Origin of the sequence: Frigidibacter oleivorans (assembly GCF_003993775.1) — a bacterium.
In the GTDB taxonomy this organism is placed as follows: domain Bacteria; phylum Pseudomonadota; class Alphaproteobacteria; order Rhodobacterales; family Rhodobacteraceae; genus Frigidibacter; species Frigidibacter oleivorans.
On sequence record NZ_RJRZ01000025.1, the window covers coordinates 1 to 18,801 of the forward strand.

Below are 18,801 nucleotides of genomic sequence, written 5' to 3' on the forward strand. Positions count from 1 at the left end.
CCAGAAGGCTAGTGAGCCGATATGCAAGAGCTTCGTCCGTCGAAACAGACCAAACCGCCCGCATATCTCTTCAGTATACCAAATTGTCAAAGAGCCAGACAAAATCAAAACAGGTGCGCCGTAACTTCCTGGCGCAACCGCTCGGACTTGCCTCGATTTCCGTACCGTCGCCGTCCGTTTCCGTCCGTCTTCGGACCGTCGCGCCGGCGTTTCGTTGTCGCCGCCGCTTCGGTGAGGGGGTTTCTACGGAGAGTGAGGGGGCAGCGCAAGCGCTTTTTTCGGCCCGCGTCACAAATTCTTCGCAGAGCCTTGTTTTGTTGGGGCTGTGCCGTTTCGGCAGGCACCTTGCGGTACCCCGGCAGGGGCAAGGCGGGGATGAATCGGCCTGCCCTGCCGCTGGGTCACCCGCCGCGCCCGACTCGCAGCGCGTCCGACGGCGAGTCGCCTCCCCCGCAACCGCCCCCGGAACACCCCTCGACGCAGCCCTGACCCGGAATCGATCGGGCCGCCCCGAAGGACGGCCCGACATCGGTCTGACGCCAAGGTCTGACGCCCAAAGTCTGACGCCAGCGCGGGATCGTCAGTGCCGCGCGGCGAGATCCCAGGGTCCCGCGAACTCGCCGAGGCAGGCGCGCAGTTTTGTCATGTCGACATCGCCGTCGCAGGCGATCCGGGCCACGAGGCCCCGGCTGCGATCCTCGACCACCTCCTCGACATGGGCGGCAAGCCCCGCGCCCGCCAGCGCGGCGTCATAGACGCGGCGGATTGCCATCCTCCGCAGGTCGGGCTTGAAGATCTTGCCCACCGCCGTCTTCGGCAGCTGCGGCAGGATCTCGACATGCTTGGGCACCGCCGCGCGTTCGTTGATGCGGGCGCGGGCATGGTCCAGCAGCTCGCTCTCGCTGGCCCGGGCGCCCTCCACCAGCTCGACATAGACGCAGGGCAGTTCGCCGGCAAAGGCATCGGGCTGGCCGATGGCGCCGGCGAAGGCGACGGCGGGATGGCTGAGCATCGCCGCCTCGATCTCGGCCGGGTCGATGTTGTGGCCGCCGCGGATGATCAGGTCCTTGGCCCGCCCGGTGATCCACAGATAGCCGTCGGCGTCGATCTTCCCCAGATCGCCCGTCCGCAGATAGCGCCCTTCGGCGAAGAGGCCGCGGTTCTTGTCGACCTCGGTATAGGTAGAGCCCTCGAACACGCCGGGATTGGCCACGCAAATCTCGCCGACCTCGTCGGTCGCGCATTCGCGGATGACGTCGCCCTCGGGCGTGTTCATCAGGATGCGGACATGGGTATAGGGCAGGACCAGCCCGACCGAGCCCACCTTCTTCGCGCCATCGGGCGGGTTGCAGGAGACGAGGCAGGTCGCCTCGGTCAGGCCATAGCCCTCGGCGATCTCGACCCCGGTCGCGGCCCGGAACCGGTTGTACAGCTCGACCGGCAGCGGGGCGGAGCCGGAAATGGCGGTCTTCAGGCTCGACACATCCGCATCCACCTTGCGCTGCATCAGCGCAGAGATGGCCGTGGGCACGGTGATCAGGAAGGTCACGCCCCAGCGCTCGATCAGCTTCCAGAAGTTGTCGAAGACGCCGTCGCCGCGATAGCCGGCGGGCGTCGGCAGCACCATATGCGCGCCGCTGTCGATGCAGCTCATGAACACCGGATAGGCCGCGAAGACGTGGAACAGCGGCAGCGGGCAGAACAGCACATCCCTGCTGTCGAACAGCAGCCGTCCCCCCAGCCAGCCGTTGTAGATCATGCCCGAATATTTGTGCTGGGCGATCTTCGGCATGCCGGTGGTGCCGCCGGTGTGGAAATAGGCGGCGACGCGGTCGCCCGTGCTGTCGGCGAAGGTCAGGCGGTCGCCGGGTTCGGCCGCCGCGGCGCGGTTCATGTCCATCACCCGCGCCTTGTGCCGCACCTCGACCTTCGGGCGGATCATCGGCACGATCCAGCGCTTGGGCGGAGTCAGATAGCGGTTGAGGTCGACCTCCAGCACCGTGGTGACCCCGGGCGCGCCCGCCACCGCCTGCGCCACCTTCTGCGCAATGTCGGTCTTCGGAAAGACCTTGAGCGTGATCACGACCTTCGCCTTCGTCTCGCGCAGGATGCCGGCGATATGTTCGGGCTCCAGCAGCGGGTTGATCGGGTTCACGATCCCCGCCGTCGCCCCGGCCAGCAGCGCGACCGCCGTCTCGATGCAGTTGGGCATCACATAGGCGACGGTATCGTCCTCGCCCACACCCAGCCGGCGCAGCAGGTTGGCCAGCTGCGTGACCTGCCGGTGCAACTCGCGCCATGTCAGCGTTTCGGACGGGTCCTTCGGGCCGGCGAGCAGCTGGAACGATACCGCCGGGCGGTCGCCATGCGCATCGCGGGTGCGCGTCAGGAACTGGTAGATCGTGGGCGCCACCTCGCGGCTGGCCCAAGGCATCTCGCGTTCGACCGCATCGCGGTCCGCAACCGAGGCGAATGTCGGCATCTTGTCCTCCCTCGGCCCCTTGCGGGGGCTTCTCCATTGTCGAGGATGGGATTTCGGTCCGCGCCCCGCAAGAGTGACGCTGCGGCCCCGGGGCGCGTGGCTGCCGCTACTCGGCCGCAGCCCCCGCGAATTGCAGCCGCGCCAGCCGGGCATAAAGCCCGCCCTCGGCCACCAGCGCGTCATGCGTGCCCTGCGCCACGATCCGCCCCCGGTCGAAGACGACGATGCGGTCGGCCTTCTTCACCGTGGCCAGCCGGTGCGCCACCACCACGGTCGTCCGCCCCTCGGCCAGCCGGTCGACCGCCTGCTGCACCGCGCGCTCGCTCTCGGCGTCGAGCGCGCTCGTCGCCTCGTCCAGCAGCAGAACCGGCGCGTCGCGCAGGATGGCGCGGGCGATGGCGATGCGCTGCTTCTGCCCGCCGGACAGCATCACCCCGCGCTCGCCCACCCAGCTGTCATAGCCCTGCGGCAGCGCCGTCAGGAAATCATGCGCATCGGCGGCGCGGGCGGCGGCCTCCACCTCGGCATCCGTGGCGCCCGGCCGGCCGAAGCGGATGTTGTCCCGCGCGCTGGCGGCGAAGATCGCCGGGTCCTGCGGCACCAGCGCCATCGCCTGCCGGAAATCGGCGCGGGCCATGTCGCGCAGGTCGATGCCGTCCAGCGTCACCCGCCCCGCCTGCGGATCGTAGAAGCGCTGGATCAGCTGGATCACCGTGGTCTTGCCCGCGCCCGAGGGCCCGACCAGCGCCACCGTCTCGCCCGCGCGGATCTGCAGGTCCACGCCGTCCAGGGCCGAAACATCGGCCCGCGTCGGATAGCGGAAGACCACATTCTCGAACCGGACCTCGCCGCGCGCGGGCCGGGGCAGCGGCCGCGGCGCGGGCGGGTCCTGCACCGGATCCTCGGCCGCCAGCAGTTCCGACAGCCGCTCTGTCGCCCCCGCCGCCCGCTGCAACTCGCCCCAGATCTCGGACAGCGCGCCGACCGATCCCGCCACCATCACCGCATAGATGACGAACTGCACCAGCTCGCCCACGCTCATCGCGCCGGAGCGGACATCGCGCGCGCCCACCCACAGCACGCCCACCACACCGGCGAAGACGAGGAAGATCACGATCACCGTCATCATCGCGCGGGTGCCGATCCGGCGGCGCGCCGAGTCGAAGGCGGTCTCGGTGATGCGGGCAAAGTCGGCGCGGCTGCGGTCCTCATGCGTGAAGGCCTGCACCGTCTGCGCAGACAGCAGCACCTCGGATGCCGCACCCGAGGATTGCGCGATCCAGTCCTGGTTCTCGCGTCCCAGGGTCCGCAGCCGCCGCCCCAGCACCACGATCGGCACGATCACCGCCGGCACGATCAGCAGAACCAGCCCCGTCAGCTTGGCCGAGGTCAGCAGCAACAGCACCATCCCGCCCGCAAGGATCAGCAGGTTGCGCAGCGCGATAGAAACGGAGGAGCCGATCACCGACAGGATCAGCGTGGTGTCGGTGGTGATGCGGCTGATGATCTCGCCGGTCATCACCCGTTCGAAGAAGCCGGGGCTCATGCCCACCACCCGGGCGAAGACGGCGGTGCGGATATCGGCCACCACCCGTTCGCCCAGCCGGGTCACGAGGTAGTAGCGCAGCCCCGTCCCCACCGCCAGCAGCGCGGCGATGCCGAGCGCGGCGAGGAAATACTGGTCCAGCAACCGCCCGCCCGCATTGAAGCTGTCCACCACACGCCGCACCGCGATGGGCAGGATCAGGCTGACCGAGGCCGTCAGCGTCAACGCGGCCAGCGCGCCCGCCACCAGCCGCCGATAGGGCCGCACGAAGGGCGCCAGCGCCCGCAGCGCGCCGACGCGCCTCGACGCTGCCCTGTCTCCGGTGGCTGTGCTGGGTCGTCTGGCCAATGCAACCTCCCTCGCGGCTGTGCGCCGTTTAGGGGCTGGCGGGTCGTGGGGCAAGGCAAAGCAGGATCGGGCGGGGTGGCGATGCGACGCAGCGAGGCCACCTGCGACGCGGGGAACGCAGTGCCGAGCGGCGATCCGGCCATGGCAAAGTCGGGCGGGATGGAGCGGGCGGCGGGAATCGAACCCGCGTCTCCTGCTTGGAAGGCAGGGGTCTTACCATTACACAACGCCCGCGTGGCGCTCTCATTATCGCTACCGGCGGGCAAGCGCAAGCCGGCGCCGACCGCCCCCGGGACGACGCCCGCCCCCGCCGGATCCCGACTCGCTTTGCCGGCCGCACAACCTGTGGTAGGCTCCGACCATTCAACGCAGCGACTTTTCAGACACGGGGTGATCCATGAGCACTCTTTCCGGCGTCTCTTATCTTGCACTTGTCACGGCGCTTCTCATCTCGCTCGGCGGGGTCTGGGCCCTGCTGCGACAGCAGGTCGTGGTCGACGCGAATGGCCAGCCCACGGAAATCGAACTGCCCTTCTTCGGCAAGATGAAGACGAACTACCCGTCGCTGGTCGCGGTGCTGATCGGCGCGGCCCTCACCTCCTGGGTCGTGAACCGCATCCCGGTGGAATTCGACAAGATCCCGCTGAACGTCGATCTGGCGGTCAGCGATGCCTTCCGCAACAACGGTCTGGTGGTGGGGGCGATCCCGCTGCGCTACATGCGTGCCGGCACGCAGCTGGCCTCCGAAGGCGGCAGCCTGACGCTGAACGTCGACCGCCCGGATACCTATAATGTGGTGGCTTTCGTCGTGTCGGGCGTGTCGCCGGACGGACGGCTGACGTACGAACTGACGCATGGCCCCACCGAGGTCGTCGCGGAACCCGCCAGCTTTCACTTCAAGGGGAGACTTGGGCAATGACACGCAGGGCCGCGATCCTCGCCACCCTTCTTGCCGCGGGCCCGTCCGGTCCGTCGGCCGCCGAAACGATGCTGGGCGGCGTGGCGGGGCAGGTCCTGACCCCGAACGGCAGCGCCGTCGCAGGCTACCCCGTCATCATCGCCGGACAAAGCCAGGAGCTGGTGGCGATCACCGATACGGAAGGCCGGTTCAAGCTGATGGGGCTGGAACCCGGCGACTACAGCGCGATGCTGACGACCGAACTCGACAAGGCCGCGCCCTTCACCGTGACCGTGCCCGAACAGGAGGCGGGCTGGAACCTGTTCCGCTGGACCGCGCCCCCGATGGAAGAGGCGGCCAGCCTGACGGAAATCGCCCCGCTCACCGTGACGCCGTTCCAGAACCCGCCGATGAACTGAGACCCGGCCCCTTCGGCGCTCCCGTCCTCAGCTGTCCATCTTCAGGGCGTTGATGAAGGCTTCCTGCGGAATCTCGACCTTGCCGAACTGGCGCATCTTCTTCTTGCCGGCCTTCTGCTTGTCCAGCAGCTTGCGTTTTCGCGTGGCGTCGCCGCCATAGCATTTGGCGGTCACGTCCTTGCGCATCGCCGACAGCGTCTCGCGCGCGATCACCCGGCCGCCGATGGCGGCCTGGATCGGGATCTTGAACATGTGGCGGGGGATCAGCTCCTTCAGCTTTTCCACCATCGCCCGGCCGCGGCTTTCGGCGCGGTCGCGATGCACCATCATCGACAGCGCGTCCACCGGTTCGTCATTCACCAGGATCGACATCTTCACCAGATAATCCTCGCGATATTCCGAGATCTGGTAGTCGAAGCTCGCATAGCCCTTGGTCACCGATTTCAGCCGGTCGTAGAAGTCGAACACCACCTCGGCCAGCGGCAGGTCATAGACCGCCATCGCCCGGTTGCCGGCATAGGTCAGGTCCATCTGGATCCCGCGCCGGTCCTGGCACAGCTTCAGCACGTCGCCGAGAAATTCGTCGGGCACCATGATCGTGGCGCGGATCCGCGGTTCCTCGATATGGTCGACATAGGTCAGGTCGGGCATGTCCGCCGGGTTGTGCAGCTCGCGCACCTCGCCGTCGCGCATGTGCAGCTTGAACACGACCGAAGGCGCGGTGGTGATCAGGTCGAGGTCGTATTCCCGTTCCAGCCGGTCGCGGATCACCTCCAGATGCAGCAGCCCGAGAAAGCCGCAGCGGAACCCGAACCCGAGCGCCGCCGATGTCTCCATCTCGGAACTGAAGGAGGCATCGTTCAGCGCCAGCTTCTCGATCGCGTCGCGCAGCGCCTCGAAATCATTGGCGTCGACCGGGAACAGGCCGCAGAACACCACCGGCTGCGCGGGCTTGAACCCCGGCAGCGGCGCCTCGCAGCCCTTCTTCTCATGCGTGATGGTGTCGCCGACGCGGGTGTCGCGCACCTGCTTGATGCTGGCGGTCAGCACCCCGATCTCGCCGGGGCCAAGCTCGGGGATGTCCACCATCTGCGGTTTCAGCACCGCCAGCTTGTCGATGCCGTAGAGCGCGCCGGTCTGCATCATGCGGATGCGGTCGCCCTTGCGGATGACGCCGTCCATCACCCGGATCATGACCACGACGCCCAGGTAAGGGTCGTACCAGCTGTCCACCAGCATCGCCTTCAGGGCCGCGTCGCGGTCGCCCTTCGGCGCCGGCAGCCGCTGCACGATCGCCTCCAGCACATCGGGAATGCCGAGGCCCGACTTGGCCGAGATCGGGATCGCGTCCTGCGCGTCAATGCCGATCACATCCTCGATCTGCTCCTTCACGCGCTCCGGTTCCGCGGCAGGCAGGTCGATCTTGTTCAGCACCGGCACGATTTCATGCCCAGCGTCGATGGCCTGATAGACATTGGCCAGCGTCTGCGCCTCGACACCCTGAGAGGCATCGACGACCAGCAGCGAGCCTTCGACGGCGCGCATCGACCGGCTGACCTCATAGGCGAAGTCGACATGGCCGGGCGTGTCGATCAGGTTCAGCACATAGGTCTTGCCGTCTTTGGCCGGATACTCGATCCGCACGGTGTTGGCCTTGATGGTGATGCCCCGCTCGCGCTCGATATCCATCGAGTCGAGCAGCTGCGCCTTCATGTCCCGTTCCGCCACGGTGCCGGTCATCTGGATCAGGCGATCCGCCAGCGTGGATTTGCCGTGGTCGATATGCGCCACGATGGAAAAGTTGCGGATCTGGGAAAGCTCGGTCATGGCGGGCGATATAGCCTGCCTTGCAAGGGCCGGGAAGGGGGATCGCGCGCACCCCGCGCGGGTGGCCCGGGACCGGTCCCCCCCTGCTCGCTTGGCTTGATCGGGCCGGCCTGAACGGGCATGGTCGCGCCTGTCCCGCTCCGGCATTCCCCGCGCAAGGCCCCGATGACGCTCCCGCCCCGTTCCATGCCCCGCCCGCTGCTGCTGATCGCCACCGCCGCGCTGGCGGCCGGCATCGCGGCGCCGGCCCCGGCGGGTCCGGTTGAAAGCGCGTGCAAGCGGTCGGACCGTCCGGCGGCGACCCCCGCGACATGCGCCTGCATCGGCACGCTCGCCGAACGGATGCTGACGCGGGGCGACCAGCGGCTGGCGGCCCGGCTGTTCCGCGACCCCGACCAAGCACAGAAGATCCGCCAGTCCGACCGGCGCGACCACGAGGAATTCTGGCAACGCTACGCGGCCTTCGGGCGGCAGGCCGAGGCAAGCTGCGGATGACCCGGCCGTTGAACATCGTGGTGCTGACCGGCGCGGGCATTTCCGCCGAAAGCGGCATCGCCACCTTCCGCGCCGCCGACGGCCTGTGGGAAGCGCACCGGATCGAGGAAGTGGCGACGCCCGAAGGCTTTGCCCGCGACCCCGTGCTGGTCCACCGCTTCTACAACGCCCGGCGGGCGGCGGCGATGGCGGCCCAGCCCAATGCCGCCCATGTCGCGCTGGCCCGGCTCGAGGCGGGCGGCCCGCACCGGCTGCTGATCGTGACGCAAAACGTGGACGACCTGCACGAACGCGCCGGCTCGCGGAACGTCATCCATATGCACGGGGCGCTGAACGGCGCGCTCTGCCATGCCTGTGGCGAACGCTGGCCCGCGCCACCCGTGATGCGCCACGACGCCCCCTGCCCCGCCTGCGGCCGGCCGGCGACCCGGCCCGATATCGTCTGGTTCGGCGAAATCCCCTATCGCATGGACGAGATCTGGGATGCGCTGGCCGAGGCCGACCTGTTCGTGTCGATCGGCACCTCGGGTCAGGTCTACCCGGCGGCGGCCTTCGCGCAGACGGCCGCCCGGGCCGGGGCGCGGACGCTGGAGCTGAACCTCGACCCCTCGGCGCTCAGCCACGAATTCGACGAGGCCCGCCACGGCCCGGCGACGCAACTGGTGCCGGACTGGGTGGCGGGCCTGATGGGCTGATCCGGCTCAGTTCGACGGGGCGGCGTGGCCCTCGTGGCCACCATGACCCGCACCGTGATCCATGGCGCCCATCGCGGGGGCATCGGCACGGTTCAGATCGACGGGAAGTTCGACCGTGACCTCCCCCGCGCGCTCGAAGCTCAGCGTGACCTCGACCATGTCGCCCTGCGCCAGCGGCCGCGTCAGGCCGAGGAACATCACATGGTCCCCGCCCCGCGCCAGCGCATGTTCGCCATGCGGCGCGATGGCGATGCCATCCTCGATCTTCAGCATCTGCATGACGCCATCGGCGCTGGCCTTGTGCGTGTGCAGTTCCACCCGCTCCGCCACGTCCGACGTGGCAGAGATCAGCCGGTCGGGCTGGTCGGAATGGTTCTCGATCACCATGAAGGCGGCGGCGGTCTTGGCCATGGCACCGCTGCTGCGGGCATAGGCGTCGCGGACCGCGACCCCGTCATGGGCGGCAGCGGGCAGGGCGGCGGCGACCGCGGCGGCGGTCAGAAGGGCGAAAAGTTTCATGTCTGGTTCCTTGTCCGGTCAATGCTGGGATGCGGATCAAGCGAACAGCGGCGGCCCCCGCGCCTGTGCGGCGACCGCACGGCCGGCGGCGGCGCGGGCGATGTCGCGCGGCTCTACCCGCCGGATGCCACCTTCGGGGCGCAACAGGACCGGCGGCGCGACCTCGGGCGCGGCCAGCAGCGACAGCGCCATGTCCGGGCAGATATGCGGTGCGCCGACGGGGTTGCCCTCGGCATCGACCTGGATCGAGACGATCCCGTAGCCGGAACAGATCACCACCGTATCGGCGATGCGCGTCTGTCCCCGGGCGATGGCCATCGACTGGCTGGTGACCCCGACGATCAGGATCAGCAGCGTCGTGGCAAGGGATCGCAGGGTCGCGCGCATGGGCGGGTCATAGCCCGGCCGGGCCCGGCAGGGAAAGCGTCAAAACGCAGCAGCCCCGCCGGTCGGGGCGGGGCTCGGTCGGTGCACCGGCGCGGCAGGCCCAGGCCTGCCTGCGGAAGTTCAGGCTGCGCTGGCCTGCGCCTTGGCGATGTCTTTCTTGATCTTCAGCGCCTTGTCCGACAGTTCGTCGTCCTTCGCCTTGGCGAGGAAGGCGTCGAGCCCGCCGCGATGGTCGACCGAGCGCAGCCCGGCGGCCGAGACGCGCAGCTTGAACGACTGGCCCAGCACGTCCGAGATCAGCGTGACGTCGTTCAGGTTCGGCAGGAAGCGGCGACGCGTCTTGTTGTTCGCGTGGCTGATGTTGTTGCCCGACATCGGGCCCTTGCCGGTCAGTTCGCAGACGCGCGACATCGTTTCGTTCCTTCGTTTTCCCGGGCCGATTACCCGCAGGCGGCAGAGCGGCCATTCATGACAGAAGGGGCGTCGTTCCGGACGCCCCGAATTCGGTCCGCGCCTGATAGGGTCAAAGAGCGGGGACGTCAAGCGATTCATCGGGGGCGGCGCGGGCCGGATCGCTGGCCGGATCGCGGGCGGGCGCAGGAAATGCCGCGGCGAAGGCGCGGGCGCCGGGCGGGGTGAAGCGGATCGCGCGGCTGCCCTCGACCCGCCGCAGCCAGCCCTGCGCCTCCATCCGCGACAGGAAAGCCCGGCCGAGCCGCCCGCCCAGATGGCTGCGCCGCGCGCTCCAGTCAAGACAGTCGCGGCACAAAGGCGGCCGCCCCGCCATCAGCCCCGGCAGGTCCAGCCCGAAGCCCGCCACGAATGCCCGCCCCGCGTCGGTCAGGTCAGGCCCCTCTGCCGACAGCGTCAGAAAGCCGCGCGACAGCAGGCTGTCGTACAGCTGCACGCCCGCCGTACCGGCCAGGTGGTTGTAGCAGACCCGCGCCTGCCGCAGCGCCGGATCGCGCGGCCCGGGCAGGCGGGTGGGGCGCGCGGGGCCGGCGACAGCGCCCGCCCCCGCAAAGCGCATCAGCGCCTCGATCAGTGCCGCCACCTCCTCCGAGGCCAGGCTGAAATAGCGGTGACGCCCCTGCCGGCGCGGCTGAACCATGCCGCCCGCCTCCAGCCGGGCCAGATGCGCCGAGGCGGTGGAGGCCGTCACCCCCGCCTCTGCCGCCAGTTCGCTGGCGGTCAGCGCCGGCCCGCGCATCAGCGCGGCCAGCATCGCGGCCCGGGCCGGATCGCCCAGCAGTGCGGCAGCGCGGGAAATGTCGGGGCCTTCGGTCATGCTTCGACGCTAGACGAAGCATCCGCGCCGCGCAATCGGGCAGGGTGGCGGGGCACGACGCCCGGCATGACACGCAAACCGCCGGGCAAAACACGGAGACACCATGCTGACCTGCATCATCCGCTATGACATCGACCCCACCGCGCACGAGGCCTTCGCCACCTATGCCCGCACCTGGGGGCAGGCGATCCCGCGCTGCGGCGCCGACCTGATCGGCTATTTCGGCCCGGCCGAAGGCTCGGCCACGCTGGCCTATGGCATCTACCGCGTGCCCAGCCTCGCCGCCTACGAGGCCTATCGCGCCCGCCTCGCCGCCGACCCGCTGGGGCGCGAAAACTATGCCTTCGCGCAGCGGGAACGCTTCATCCGGCGCGAGGACCGCACCTTCCTGCGGCTGGTGTCCGGCCCCCACGCGCCGCTGACGGATCACCCCCTGTGATCGCGGTGATCTTCGAGGTGGAGCCCGCGCCGGGGCGCGGCGAGGACTATCTCGCCGAGGCCGCCGCGCTGAAACCCCTGCTGGAACGCCTGCCCGGCTTCATCTCGGTCGAACGCTTCGAGAGCCTTGCAACCCCGGGCAAGCTGCTGTCGCTGTCCTTCTTCCGGGACGAGGCGGCGGTGGCCGCATGGCGCGACCTGCCCGAACACCGCGCGGCGCAGGCCGCCGGGCGCGCGGGCCTCTTCGCCGGCTACCGGCTGCGGGTGGCAGCGGTGCTGCGCGACTATGGCCTGACCGACCGCGACGGCGCGCCGGCGGATTCGCGCGGCCGTCACGGCTGATGCGGGTGGCGCGCCATTCCCCCCGGCGCGATCCCCCGCTAAGGTCCGGGCTTCGTGACAGTCCCGTGACAGACCGGAAGCCCATGATGGAAGACCCCGCCCGCCGAATCCCCCTGACCATCGCCGCCGAGATCGGGGCCCGCCCGGATCAGGTGGGCGCCGCGATCGCGCTGCTCGACGGGGGGGCCACCGTGCCCTTCGTCGCGCGCTACCGGAAAGAGGCGACGGGCGGGCTCGACGACACGCAGTTGCGGACGCTGGCCGAGCGCCTGACCTATCTGCGCGAGATGGAGGCGCGGCGGGCGGCGATCCTCGGCTCGATCCGCGACCAAGGCAAGCTGACGGCAGAGCTGGAGACCGATATCGGCCGGGCCGCGACCAAGGCAGAGCTGGAAGACCTCTACCTGCCCTACAAGCCCAAGCGCCGGACCCGGGCGATGATCGCGCGGGAAAACGGGCTCGGGCCGCTGGCCGAGGCGATCCTTGCCGACCGCAGCCGTGACCCGGCGGTGCTGGCGACGGGCTACCTGAGCGAGGCAGTCCCCGATGCCAAGGCCGCGCTGGAGGGCGCGCGCGACATCGTGGCGGAGGGGCTTGCAGAGGATGCCGACCTTCTGGGCCGGCTCAGGACGCATATGAAGGACGTGGCCGTCCTCTCGGCCCGGGTCGTGCCGGGGAAAGAGGCCGAGGGCGCGAAGTTCTCCGATTATTTCGCCCATGCCGAACCGTGGTCCCGGGCGCCCAGCCACCGGGTGCTGGCGATGCTGCGCGGCCGGAACGAGGGCGTTCTGTCCCTGGATCTGGAGATCGACGCCGATGCCGCGCCCGGCCAGTCGCCGGCGGAAGGCATGGTGCGCGCCACCCTGAAGGCCGTCACGAAACAGCCCGGCGACCTGTGGCTGGCGCAGGCGGCGGGGTGGGCCTGGCGCGTGAAGCTGCGCACCGCGCTGACCATCGACCTGATGGCCGACCTGCGCGACCGGGCAGAGGAGGAGGCGATCCGCGTCTTCGCCCGCAACCTCAAGGACCTGCTGCTGGCCGCCCCGGCCGGGGGCCGGGTGACGATGGGCGTGGATCCGGGCATCCGCACCGGCTGCAAGGTGGCGGTGGTGGATGCGACGGGCAAGCTGCTGGAGACGGCGACCGTCTATCCCTTCCAGCCGAAGAACGACCTGCGCGGTGCGCAGGCGACGCTCGCGGCACTGATCCGCCGCCACGGCGTCGGGCTGATCGCGCTCGGCAACGGCACCGCCAGCCGCGAGACCGAGCGGCTGGTGGCGGATCTGCTGGCCGCGCTGCCGCCGGACCCGAAGGGCGCGCCGAAGCCGGTGAAGGTGATCGTCAGCGAGGCCGGCGCCTCGGTCTATTCCGCCTCGCCGCTGGCTGCCGCTGAATTTCCCGATCTGGATGTCAGCCTGCGCGGCGCCGTCTCGATCGCCCGCCGCCTGCAGGACCCGCTGGCCGAACTGGTGAAGATCGAGCCGAAATCCATCGGCGTCGGCCAGTATCAGCATGACGTGGACCAGCACCGTCTCGGCCGGTCGCTGGAAGGCGTGGTCGAGGATGCGGTGAACGCGGTCGGCGTCGACCTGAACACCGCCTCGGCCCCGCTGCTGTCGCGGGTGTCGGGGCTCGGCCCGTCGCTGGCCGAGGCCATCGTGCTGCACCGCGACCAGAACGGCGCCTTCGCCACCCGCAAGGATCTGTTGAAGGTGGCGCGGCTTGGTCCCAAGGCCTTCGAGCAGGCGGCGGGCTTCCTGCGCATTCCCGACGGGCGCGAACCGCTGGACGCATCGGCCGTCCACCCCGAGGCCTATGACCTCGCCCGCCGCATCGTGAAGGCCTGCGGGCGCGACCTGCGGGCGGTCATGGCCGATCCGGCGGTGCTGAAACGGCTGGAGCCAACAGAATTCGCCGACGACCGCTTCGGCCTGCCCACCGTGAAGGACATCCTCGCGGAACTGGAAAAGCCCGGCCGCGACCCGCGCCCGAGCTTCCGCACCGCGAGCTTCGCCGAGGGGGTGGACGACATCAAGGACCTGCGCCCGGGGATGCTGCTGGAAGGCACCGTCACCAATGTCGCGGCGTTCGGCGCCTTCGTCGATATCGGCGTGCATCAGGACGGGCTGGTTCATGTCAGCCAGTTGGCCGACCGCTTCGTGAAGGACCCGCATGAGGTGGTGAAGGCGGGCGATGTGGTGAAGGTCCGCGTGACCGAGGTGGACGTGGCGCGCAAGCGGATCGGCCTGACCATGCGGAAGGATGGCGGCGGCGAGCGCGACGACAGGCGCGGCCCGGCGGCGGCCGCCGGCCCGGGCGGCAAACCCGCGGGCAAGGGTCCGGCCCCGCGCGGCCCGCGCGGCAGCGCCCCCTCTGCCACCGGCGGCAGCGACATGGGCGGGCTCGGCGCCGCGCTGCTCGACGCGATGCGGCGCAAGTGATTTTGCCCGGCGGCCGGCGCTAGCCGCTTGCATTCCGTCGCATGCAAAGGCATGGCCCGGATGTAGGAGAGCCCATGCCTTTCAGCTTTCGTCTTGGTCGCAACGAGGTGCACCTGCCCGGCGTGGCGCTGACCCTCGGCCTGGCCGCCGCGGGCGGTTTCGCAGCGCAGGCCCTGGGCCTGCCCCTGCCCTTCATGCTCGGGTCTCTGCTGGCCGTGGCCGGCGCCGCACTGGCGGGGCTGCGGCTGGCCGGGCGCCCGCCGCATGTGCCCCTACAACTGCGCGCCATCGCCATCCCGGTGATCGGCGTCTCGATCGGCGGCGCCTTCCGGCCCGAGATCTTTGCCGAGGCGCGGCACTGGTGGCCCTCGCTGGTCTGCCTCGTGATCTTCATCCCGGTCGCCCACCAGATCGGCTATCGCGCGCTGAAGGCCAGCGGCCGGGTCGATGCCCCCACCGCCTATTTCGGCAGCGCCCCCGGCGGCCTGCTGGAGACCATCCAGATGGGCGAGGAGATGGGCGCCGATATCCCGATGCTGACCATGCTGCAATTCCTGCGGCTGATCCTGACCGTGGTGCTGGTGCCGATCGGCTTCGCCATCCTGACCGGGCATGCCGTCGGGTCCGCGGGCGGCGCCACGCTGGGCGGCGGCACCCTGCCGCTGGGGCTGCAGGACGTGGCGATCCTCTTCGCGGCGGGGGCGATCGGGTGCTGGGCCGGGATGCGGATCGGCATGCCGGCGGGGCTGGTTACCGGGCCTTTGGTCCTGTCGGCGGCGGCGCATCTGGCGGGACTGACCCAGACCGTCCCGCCGCAATGGATGATCGCGGCCACCCAGACGGTGATCGGCACCACGCTGGGCATGCGCTTTGCCGGGGTGCGGATGCAGTCGCTGCTGCTGGCGCTGCGGCTGGCGCTGGTCAATTTCGGGGTGATGATGGCCATGGCGCTGGTCATCGGCATCACCTTCGCGCCGCTGGTGCAGGAACCGGCGACGGCGGTGATGCTGGCCTTCGCCCCCGGCGGTCTGGCGGAAATGTCGCTGGTGGCGGTGTCGCTGCAGATCAGCGTGATCTACGTCACCCTGCACCATGTGCTGCGGATCGTGCTGGCAGTGCTGTTCGCCAAGCTCTTCGCCCGGCACCTGCGCGGCTGATCAGATCTCCTCGACCATCACCACCCCGCCGATGGCCTTCAGCGCGCCCTTGATCTGCGGGCTGACCGGCATGGGCGCGGGCAGCGCGATCTCGATCTCGGCGCCAGTCTCGGGGTCGGTGACGCAGAGGCTGACCGGGCCGCGCCCGGCCCGCGCCTTCGCCTCGGCCTGCACTCGCTGGAACAGCGCCGCGACCGAGGCGACGGCCGTCTCGGCCGCCACATGGATGCGCAGGCCGCTGCTGCCCGCCTCGGCCGCGACCGCGTCGATGGGCTGGGCCTTGCGGCACAACAGCTTCAGCGTCTCGCCTTCCAGATTGGCCTCGACCGTCAGCACCACGGCACTGCCCGGTTCCAAATACTGGCGGTTCGCCTCCAGCGTCTCGGAAAACACCGTCACCTCGTAGAGCCCGGTCGGATCGGACAGCTGCACGAAGGCGAAGCGGTTGCCCTTGGCCGACTTCCGTTCCTGCCGCGAGGACACGGTGCCCGCCAGCTTGGCCACGCGGGGTCCGGCCTGCGCCGCCTCGGTCAGTTCGGCCAGCGTCTGCACCTTCTGCCGCTTCAGCACCGGCATGTAGTCGTCCAGCGGATGCCCGGTCAGGTAGAAGCCCACCGCGCCGTGTTCCTGCGCCAGCCGTTCGGCGGGCAGCCAGTCGTCGCCCGCCGCCAGCCGCGGTTCGGGCAGGTCGTCGCCCCCCGCGCCGAACAGCGACACCTGCGCCGAAGAGGCGGCATCGTGCACCGCTGCCGACCAGGCGACCAGCGCGTCGAGACTGTCGAAGACCCGGCGGCGGTTCGGGTCCAGCCGGTCGAAGGCGCCAGCGCGGGCCAGCATCTCCAGCGGGCGCTTGCCCACCCGTTTCAGGTCCACCCGCCGGGCGAAGTCGAACAGGCTGGCGAAGGGCCGGTCGCCCCGCGCCTGGACGATCAGGTTCATCGCCTCGACCCCGACGTTCTTCAGCGCGCCGAGCGCGTAGAGCACCCGTCCCCCCGAGACGCTGAAACTCGCCAGCGAGCGGTTGACGCAGGGCGGCTCGGTCACGATCCCCATGCGGTCGACCTCGCGCTTGTAGACGGCGAGCTTGTCGGTCAGGTGGATATCGCAGTTCATCACCCCGGCCATGAACTCGACCGGGTGGTTCGCCTTCAGCCATGCGGTCTGGTAGCTGACCACCGCATAGGCCGCGGCATGCGACTTGTTGAAGCCGTAATTGGCGAACTTCTCCAGCAGGTCGAAGACCTCGCCCGCCTTCTTCGCGTCGATGCCATGGGTGGCCTTGCAGCCCTCGATGAACTTCGGACGCTCCTTCGCCATCTCCTCGGCGATCTTCTTGCCCATCGCCCGGCGCAAGAGGTCGGCGCCCCCCAGCGAATAGCCCCCCATCACCTGCGCGATCTGCATCACCTGTTCCTGATAGACGATGATGCCCTGGGTTTCCTTCAGGATGTGGTCGATGGTGGGATGGATCGATTCCAGCGGCCGCAGCCCGTGCTTGACCTCGCAGTAGACGGGGATGTTTTCCATCGGGCCAGGACGATACAGCGCCACCAGCGCGACGATATCCTCGATGCAGGTGGGCTTCATCCGCCGCAGCGCATCCATCATGCCCGAGCTTTCCACCTGGAACACTGCGACAGTGCGGGCATTGGCGTAGAGTTCGTAGCTGGCGGCATCGTCCAGCGGGATATGGCCGATGTCGTTCTCGGTGCCGGGCGCGGGGTCATAAAGCCGCCGGCCGTCCGCCGCCTCGTGCAGCTGCCGGCCCGAAGCGCGGATCAGGTCGATGGCGTTCTGGATCACGGTCAGCGTCTTCAGGCCGAGGAAGTCGAACTTCACGAGCCCCGCCTGTTCCACCCATTTCATGTTGAACTGGGTGGCCGGCATGTCCGACCGCGGATCCTGATAAAGCGGCACCAGCGCGTCGAGCGGACGGTCGCCGATCACCACCCCCGCCGCATGGGTCGAGGCATTGCGCAGCAGCCCCTCGATCTGTTCGGCATAGGCGAGAAGCCGTCCCACCACCTCTTCCCGCGCCGCCTCGCGCAGGCGCGGCTCGTCGGCCAGCGCCTTGGTGATCGAGACCGGCTTCACCCCCTCGACCGGGATCATCTTCGACAGCCGGTCCACCTGCCCGTAGGACAGTTGCAGCACCCGGCCCACGTCGCGCACGGCGGCCTTGGACAGCAGCGCGCCGAAGGTGATGATCTGGCCCACCTTCTCGCGCCCGTATTTCTCCTGCACGTAGCGGATCACCTCTTCGCGGCGGTCCATGCAGAAGTCGATGTCGAAGTCGGGCATCGACACCCGTTCCGGGTTCAGGAAGCGTTCGAAGAGCAGCGCATAGCGCAGCGGATCGAGGTCGGTGATCGTCAGCGCATAGGCCACGAGGCTGCCCGCGCCCGACCCCCGCCCCGGCCCGACCGGAATGCCTTTCGTCTTGGCCCATTTGATGAAGTCGGCCACGATCAGGAAATAGCCGGGAAAACCCATCTTCTCGATGATGTCGATCTCGAAGCGCAGCCGCTCTTCGTACACCTCGACCGGCGCGGCATGGGGGATCACCGCCAGCCTTGCGCGCAGCCCCTCCCAGGCCTGGCGGCGCAGTTCCTCGACCTCGTCATCGGCGAATCGCGGCAGGATCGGCTTGTGCTTGGCCGCGGCAAAGGCGCAGCGGCGGGCGATCTCGACGCTGTTCTCCAGCGCCTCGGGCAGATCCGCGAACAGCGCGCACATCTCCGCCTCAGTCTTCAGATAGTGCTGCGGCGTCAGGCGGCGGCGCGGCTCCTGCTGGTCGACATAGGCGCCCTCGGCGATGCAGATCAGCGCGTCATGCGCCTCGTACATCTCGGCCTTCGGGAAATAGACGTCATTAGTGGCGACCAGCGGCAGGTCCATCGCATAGGCCATGTCGACGAAGGGCCGCTCCGTCGCCCGCTCCGCCTCGGGCGGCTGGCCGCCCTCGCCCGGATGGCGCTGCAGTTCCACATAGAGCCGCCCCGGATAGATCGCCGCCAGACGGGTCATCAGCGCCTGCGCCTTGGCCGGCTGCCCCGCCTGCAGCAGACGGCCCACCGCGCCCTCCGGCCCGCCGGTCAGGCAGATCAGCCCCTCGGCATGGGCGGCGAGTTCCTCCACCGTCACCTGCGGTAGCTCGCCCCCGGCGTCGAGGTAGAGGCAGGAATTCAGCTTCATCAGGTTGGCATAGCCCGCCGCATCCTGCGCCAGCAGGACCACCGGCGCAGGCAGCCGCGGGCGTTCGCCCGGCTGGGCCGGATCGTGGGTCACATCGACCTGGCAGCCGACGATCGGCTGCACCCCCGCCCCCTTGGCCGTCACCGAAAATTCCAGCGCCGCGAACAGGTTGTTGGTATCGGTCACCGCGACGGCGGGCATGCCCATCTCTGCCACGGTCTTAACCAGCTTCTTCACCGGCACGGCGCCTTCCAGCAGCGAATATTCGGTATGGACGCGCAGATGGATGAATCGGGGATCTGACATGGCGCGAAGATAGGCCCC

Annotated in this window: 16 protein-coding genes and 1 tRNA gene; 8 read left to right on the top strand and 9 right to left on the bottom strand. The window is 69.3% G+C overall.

The window, feature by feature from the left end:
• Positions 1-580: 580 nt before the first annotated feature.
• The 3 genes from EEY80_RS19045 to EEY80_RS19055 all read right to left on the bottom strand — a co-directional run bounded on the left by EEY80_RS19045 (position 581) and on the right by EEY80_RS19055 (position 4,610).
• Complete coding sequence (locus tag EEY80_RS19045; RefSeq protein WP_126979368.1) at positions 581-2,482, bottom strand: acyl-CoA synthetase; 1,902 nt, start codon at positions 2,480-2,482, stop codon at positions 581-583.
• Between the two features lie 106 nt (positions 2,483-2,588).
• Positions 2,589-4,376, bottom strand: a complete 1,788-nt coding sequence (locus EEY80_RS19050; RefSeq protein ID WP_126979370.1) for an ABC transporter transmembrane domain-containing protein — start codon at positions 4,374-4,376, stop codon at positions 2,589-2,591.
• A 160-nt stretch (positions 4,377-4,536) separates the two neighbouring features.
• Positions 4,537-4,610: transfer RNA gene (locus EEY80_RS19055), tRNA-Gly, on the bottom strand.
• A 163-nt stretch (positions 4,611-4,773) separates the two neighbouring features.
• On the opposite strand from EEY80_RS19055, the gene EEY80_RS19060 reads away from it, so the two are divergent.
• Positions 4,774-5,295, top strand: coding sequence for a hypothetical protein (locus EEY80_RS19060; protein WP_126979372.1), 522 nt, complete (start codon positions 4,774-4,776; stop codon positions 5,293-5,295).
• Complete coding sequence (locus tag EEY80_RS19065) at positions 5,292-5,693, top strand: carboxypeptidase-like regulatory domain-containing protein (RefSeq protein ID WP_126979374.1); 402 nt, start codon at positions 5,292-5,294, stop codon at positions 5,691-5,693. Before EEY80_RS19060 ends, EEY80_RS19065 begins: the two co-directional genes overlap by 4 nt.
• Positions 5,694-5,720: 27 nt before the next feature.
• Here EEY80_RS19065 and lepA read toward each other — a convergent pair whose 3' ends face one another.
• On the bottom strand, positions 5,721-7,520 hold the full coding sequence (gene lepA / locus EEY80_RS19070; protein ID WP_126979376.1) for a translation elongation factor 4: 1,800 nt from the start codon (positions 7,518-7,520) through the stop codon (positions 5,721-5,723).
• Positions 7,521-7,685: 165 nt separating this feature from the next.
• On the opposite strand from lepA, the gene EEY80_RS19075 reads away from it, so the two are divergent.
• Entirely contained in the window at positions 7,686-8,015 is a 330-nt protein-coding gene (locus EEY80_RS19075) for a hypothetical protein (RefSeq protein WP_235829916.1), read from the top strand.
• Positions 8,012-8,710: an NAD-dependent deacylase gene (locus EEY80_RS19080; protein WP_126979378.1), complete on the top strand. Its 699-nt coding sequence runs from the start codon at positions 8,012-8,014 to the stop codon at positions 8,708-8,710. The genes EEY80_RS19075 and EEY80_RS19080 overlap by 4 nt, the downstream gene beginning before the upstream one ends.
• A gap of 6 nt (positions 8,711-8,716) precedes the next feature.
• Here EEY80_RS19080 and EEY80_RS19085 read toward each other — a convergent pair whose 3' ends face one another.
• The 4 genes from EEY80_RS19085 to EEY80_RS19100 form a co-directional block, all read right to left on the bottom strand.
• Positions 8,717-9,229 (bottom strand): copper chaperone PCu(A)C, encoded by a 513-nt coding sequence (locus tag EEY80_RS19085; RefSeq protein WP_126979380.1) that lies wholly within the window; start codon positions 9,227-9,229, stop codon positions 8,717-8,719.
• 36 nt (positions 9,230-9,265) lie between these two features.
• Complete coding sequence (locus EEY80_RS19090) at positions 9,266-9,616, bottom strand: hypothetical protein (RefSeq protein ID WP_126979382.1); 351 nt, start codon at positions 9,614-9,616, stop codon at positions 9,266-9,268.
• 120 nt (positions 9,617-9,736) lie between these two features.
• Positions 9,737-10,027, bottom strand: a complete 291-nt coding sequence (gene rpmB, locus EEY80_RS19095) for a 50S ribosomal protein L28 (RefSeq protein ID WP_126979384.1) — start codon at positions 10,025-10,027, stop codon at positions 9,737-9,739.
• 112 nt (positions 10,028-10,139) lie between these two features.
• On the bottom strand, positions 10,140-10,904 hold the full coding sequence (locus EEY80_RS19100) for an ArsR/SmtB family transcription factor (RefSeq protein WP_126979386.1): 765 nt from the start codon (positions 10,902-10,904) through the stop codon (positions 10,140-10,142).
• Positions 10,905-11,007: 103 nt separating this feature from the next.
• On the opposite strand from EEY80_RS19100, the gene EEY80_RS19105 reads away from it, so the two are divergent.
• The 4 genes from EEY80_RS19105 (at position 11,008) to EEY80_RS19120 (ending at position 15,282) form a co-directional block, all read left to right on the top strand.
• A complete protein-coding gene (locus tag EEY80_RS19105) occupies positions 11,008-11,343 on the top strand; it encodes an NIPSNAP family protein (protein ID WP_126979388.1) in 336 nt (111 codons plus the stop codon).
• Entirely contained in the window at positions 11,340-11,684 is a 345-nt protein-coding gene (locus EEY80_RS19110) for an antibiotic biosynthesis monooxygenase family protein (protein ID WP_126979390.1), read from the top strand. The genes EEY80_RS19105 and EEY80_RS19110 overlap by 4 nt, the downstream gene beginning before the upstream one ends.
• 83 nt (positions 11,685-11,767) lie before the next feature.
• On the top strand, positions 11,768-14,125 hold the full coding sequence (locus EEY80_RS19115; RefSeq protein WP_164738327.1) for a Tex family protein: 2,358 nt from the start codon (positions 11,768-11,770) through the stop codon (positions 14,123-14,125).
• 74 nt (positions 14,126-14,199) lie between these two features.
• On the top strand, positions 14,200-15,282 hold the full coding sequence (locus tag EEY80_RS19120; RefSeq protein WP_164738328.1) for an AbrB family transcriptional regulator: 1,083 nt from the start codon (positions 14,200-14,202) through the stop codon (positions 15,280-15,282).
• On the opposite strand, the gene dnaE is transcribed toward EEY80_RS19120, so the two are convergent.
• Entirely contained in the window at positions 15,283-18,783 is a 3,501-nt protein-coding gene (gene dnaE / locus EEY80_RS19125; RefSeq protein ID WP_126979396.1) for a DNA polymerase III subunit alpha, read from the bottom strand. It lies immediately after the preceding gene.
• Positions 18,784-18,801: the final 18 nt, after the last annotated feature.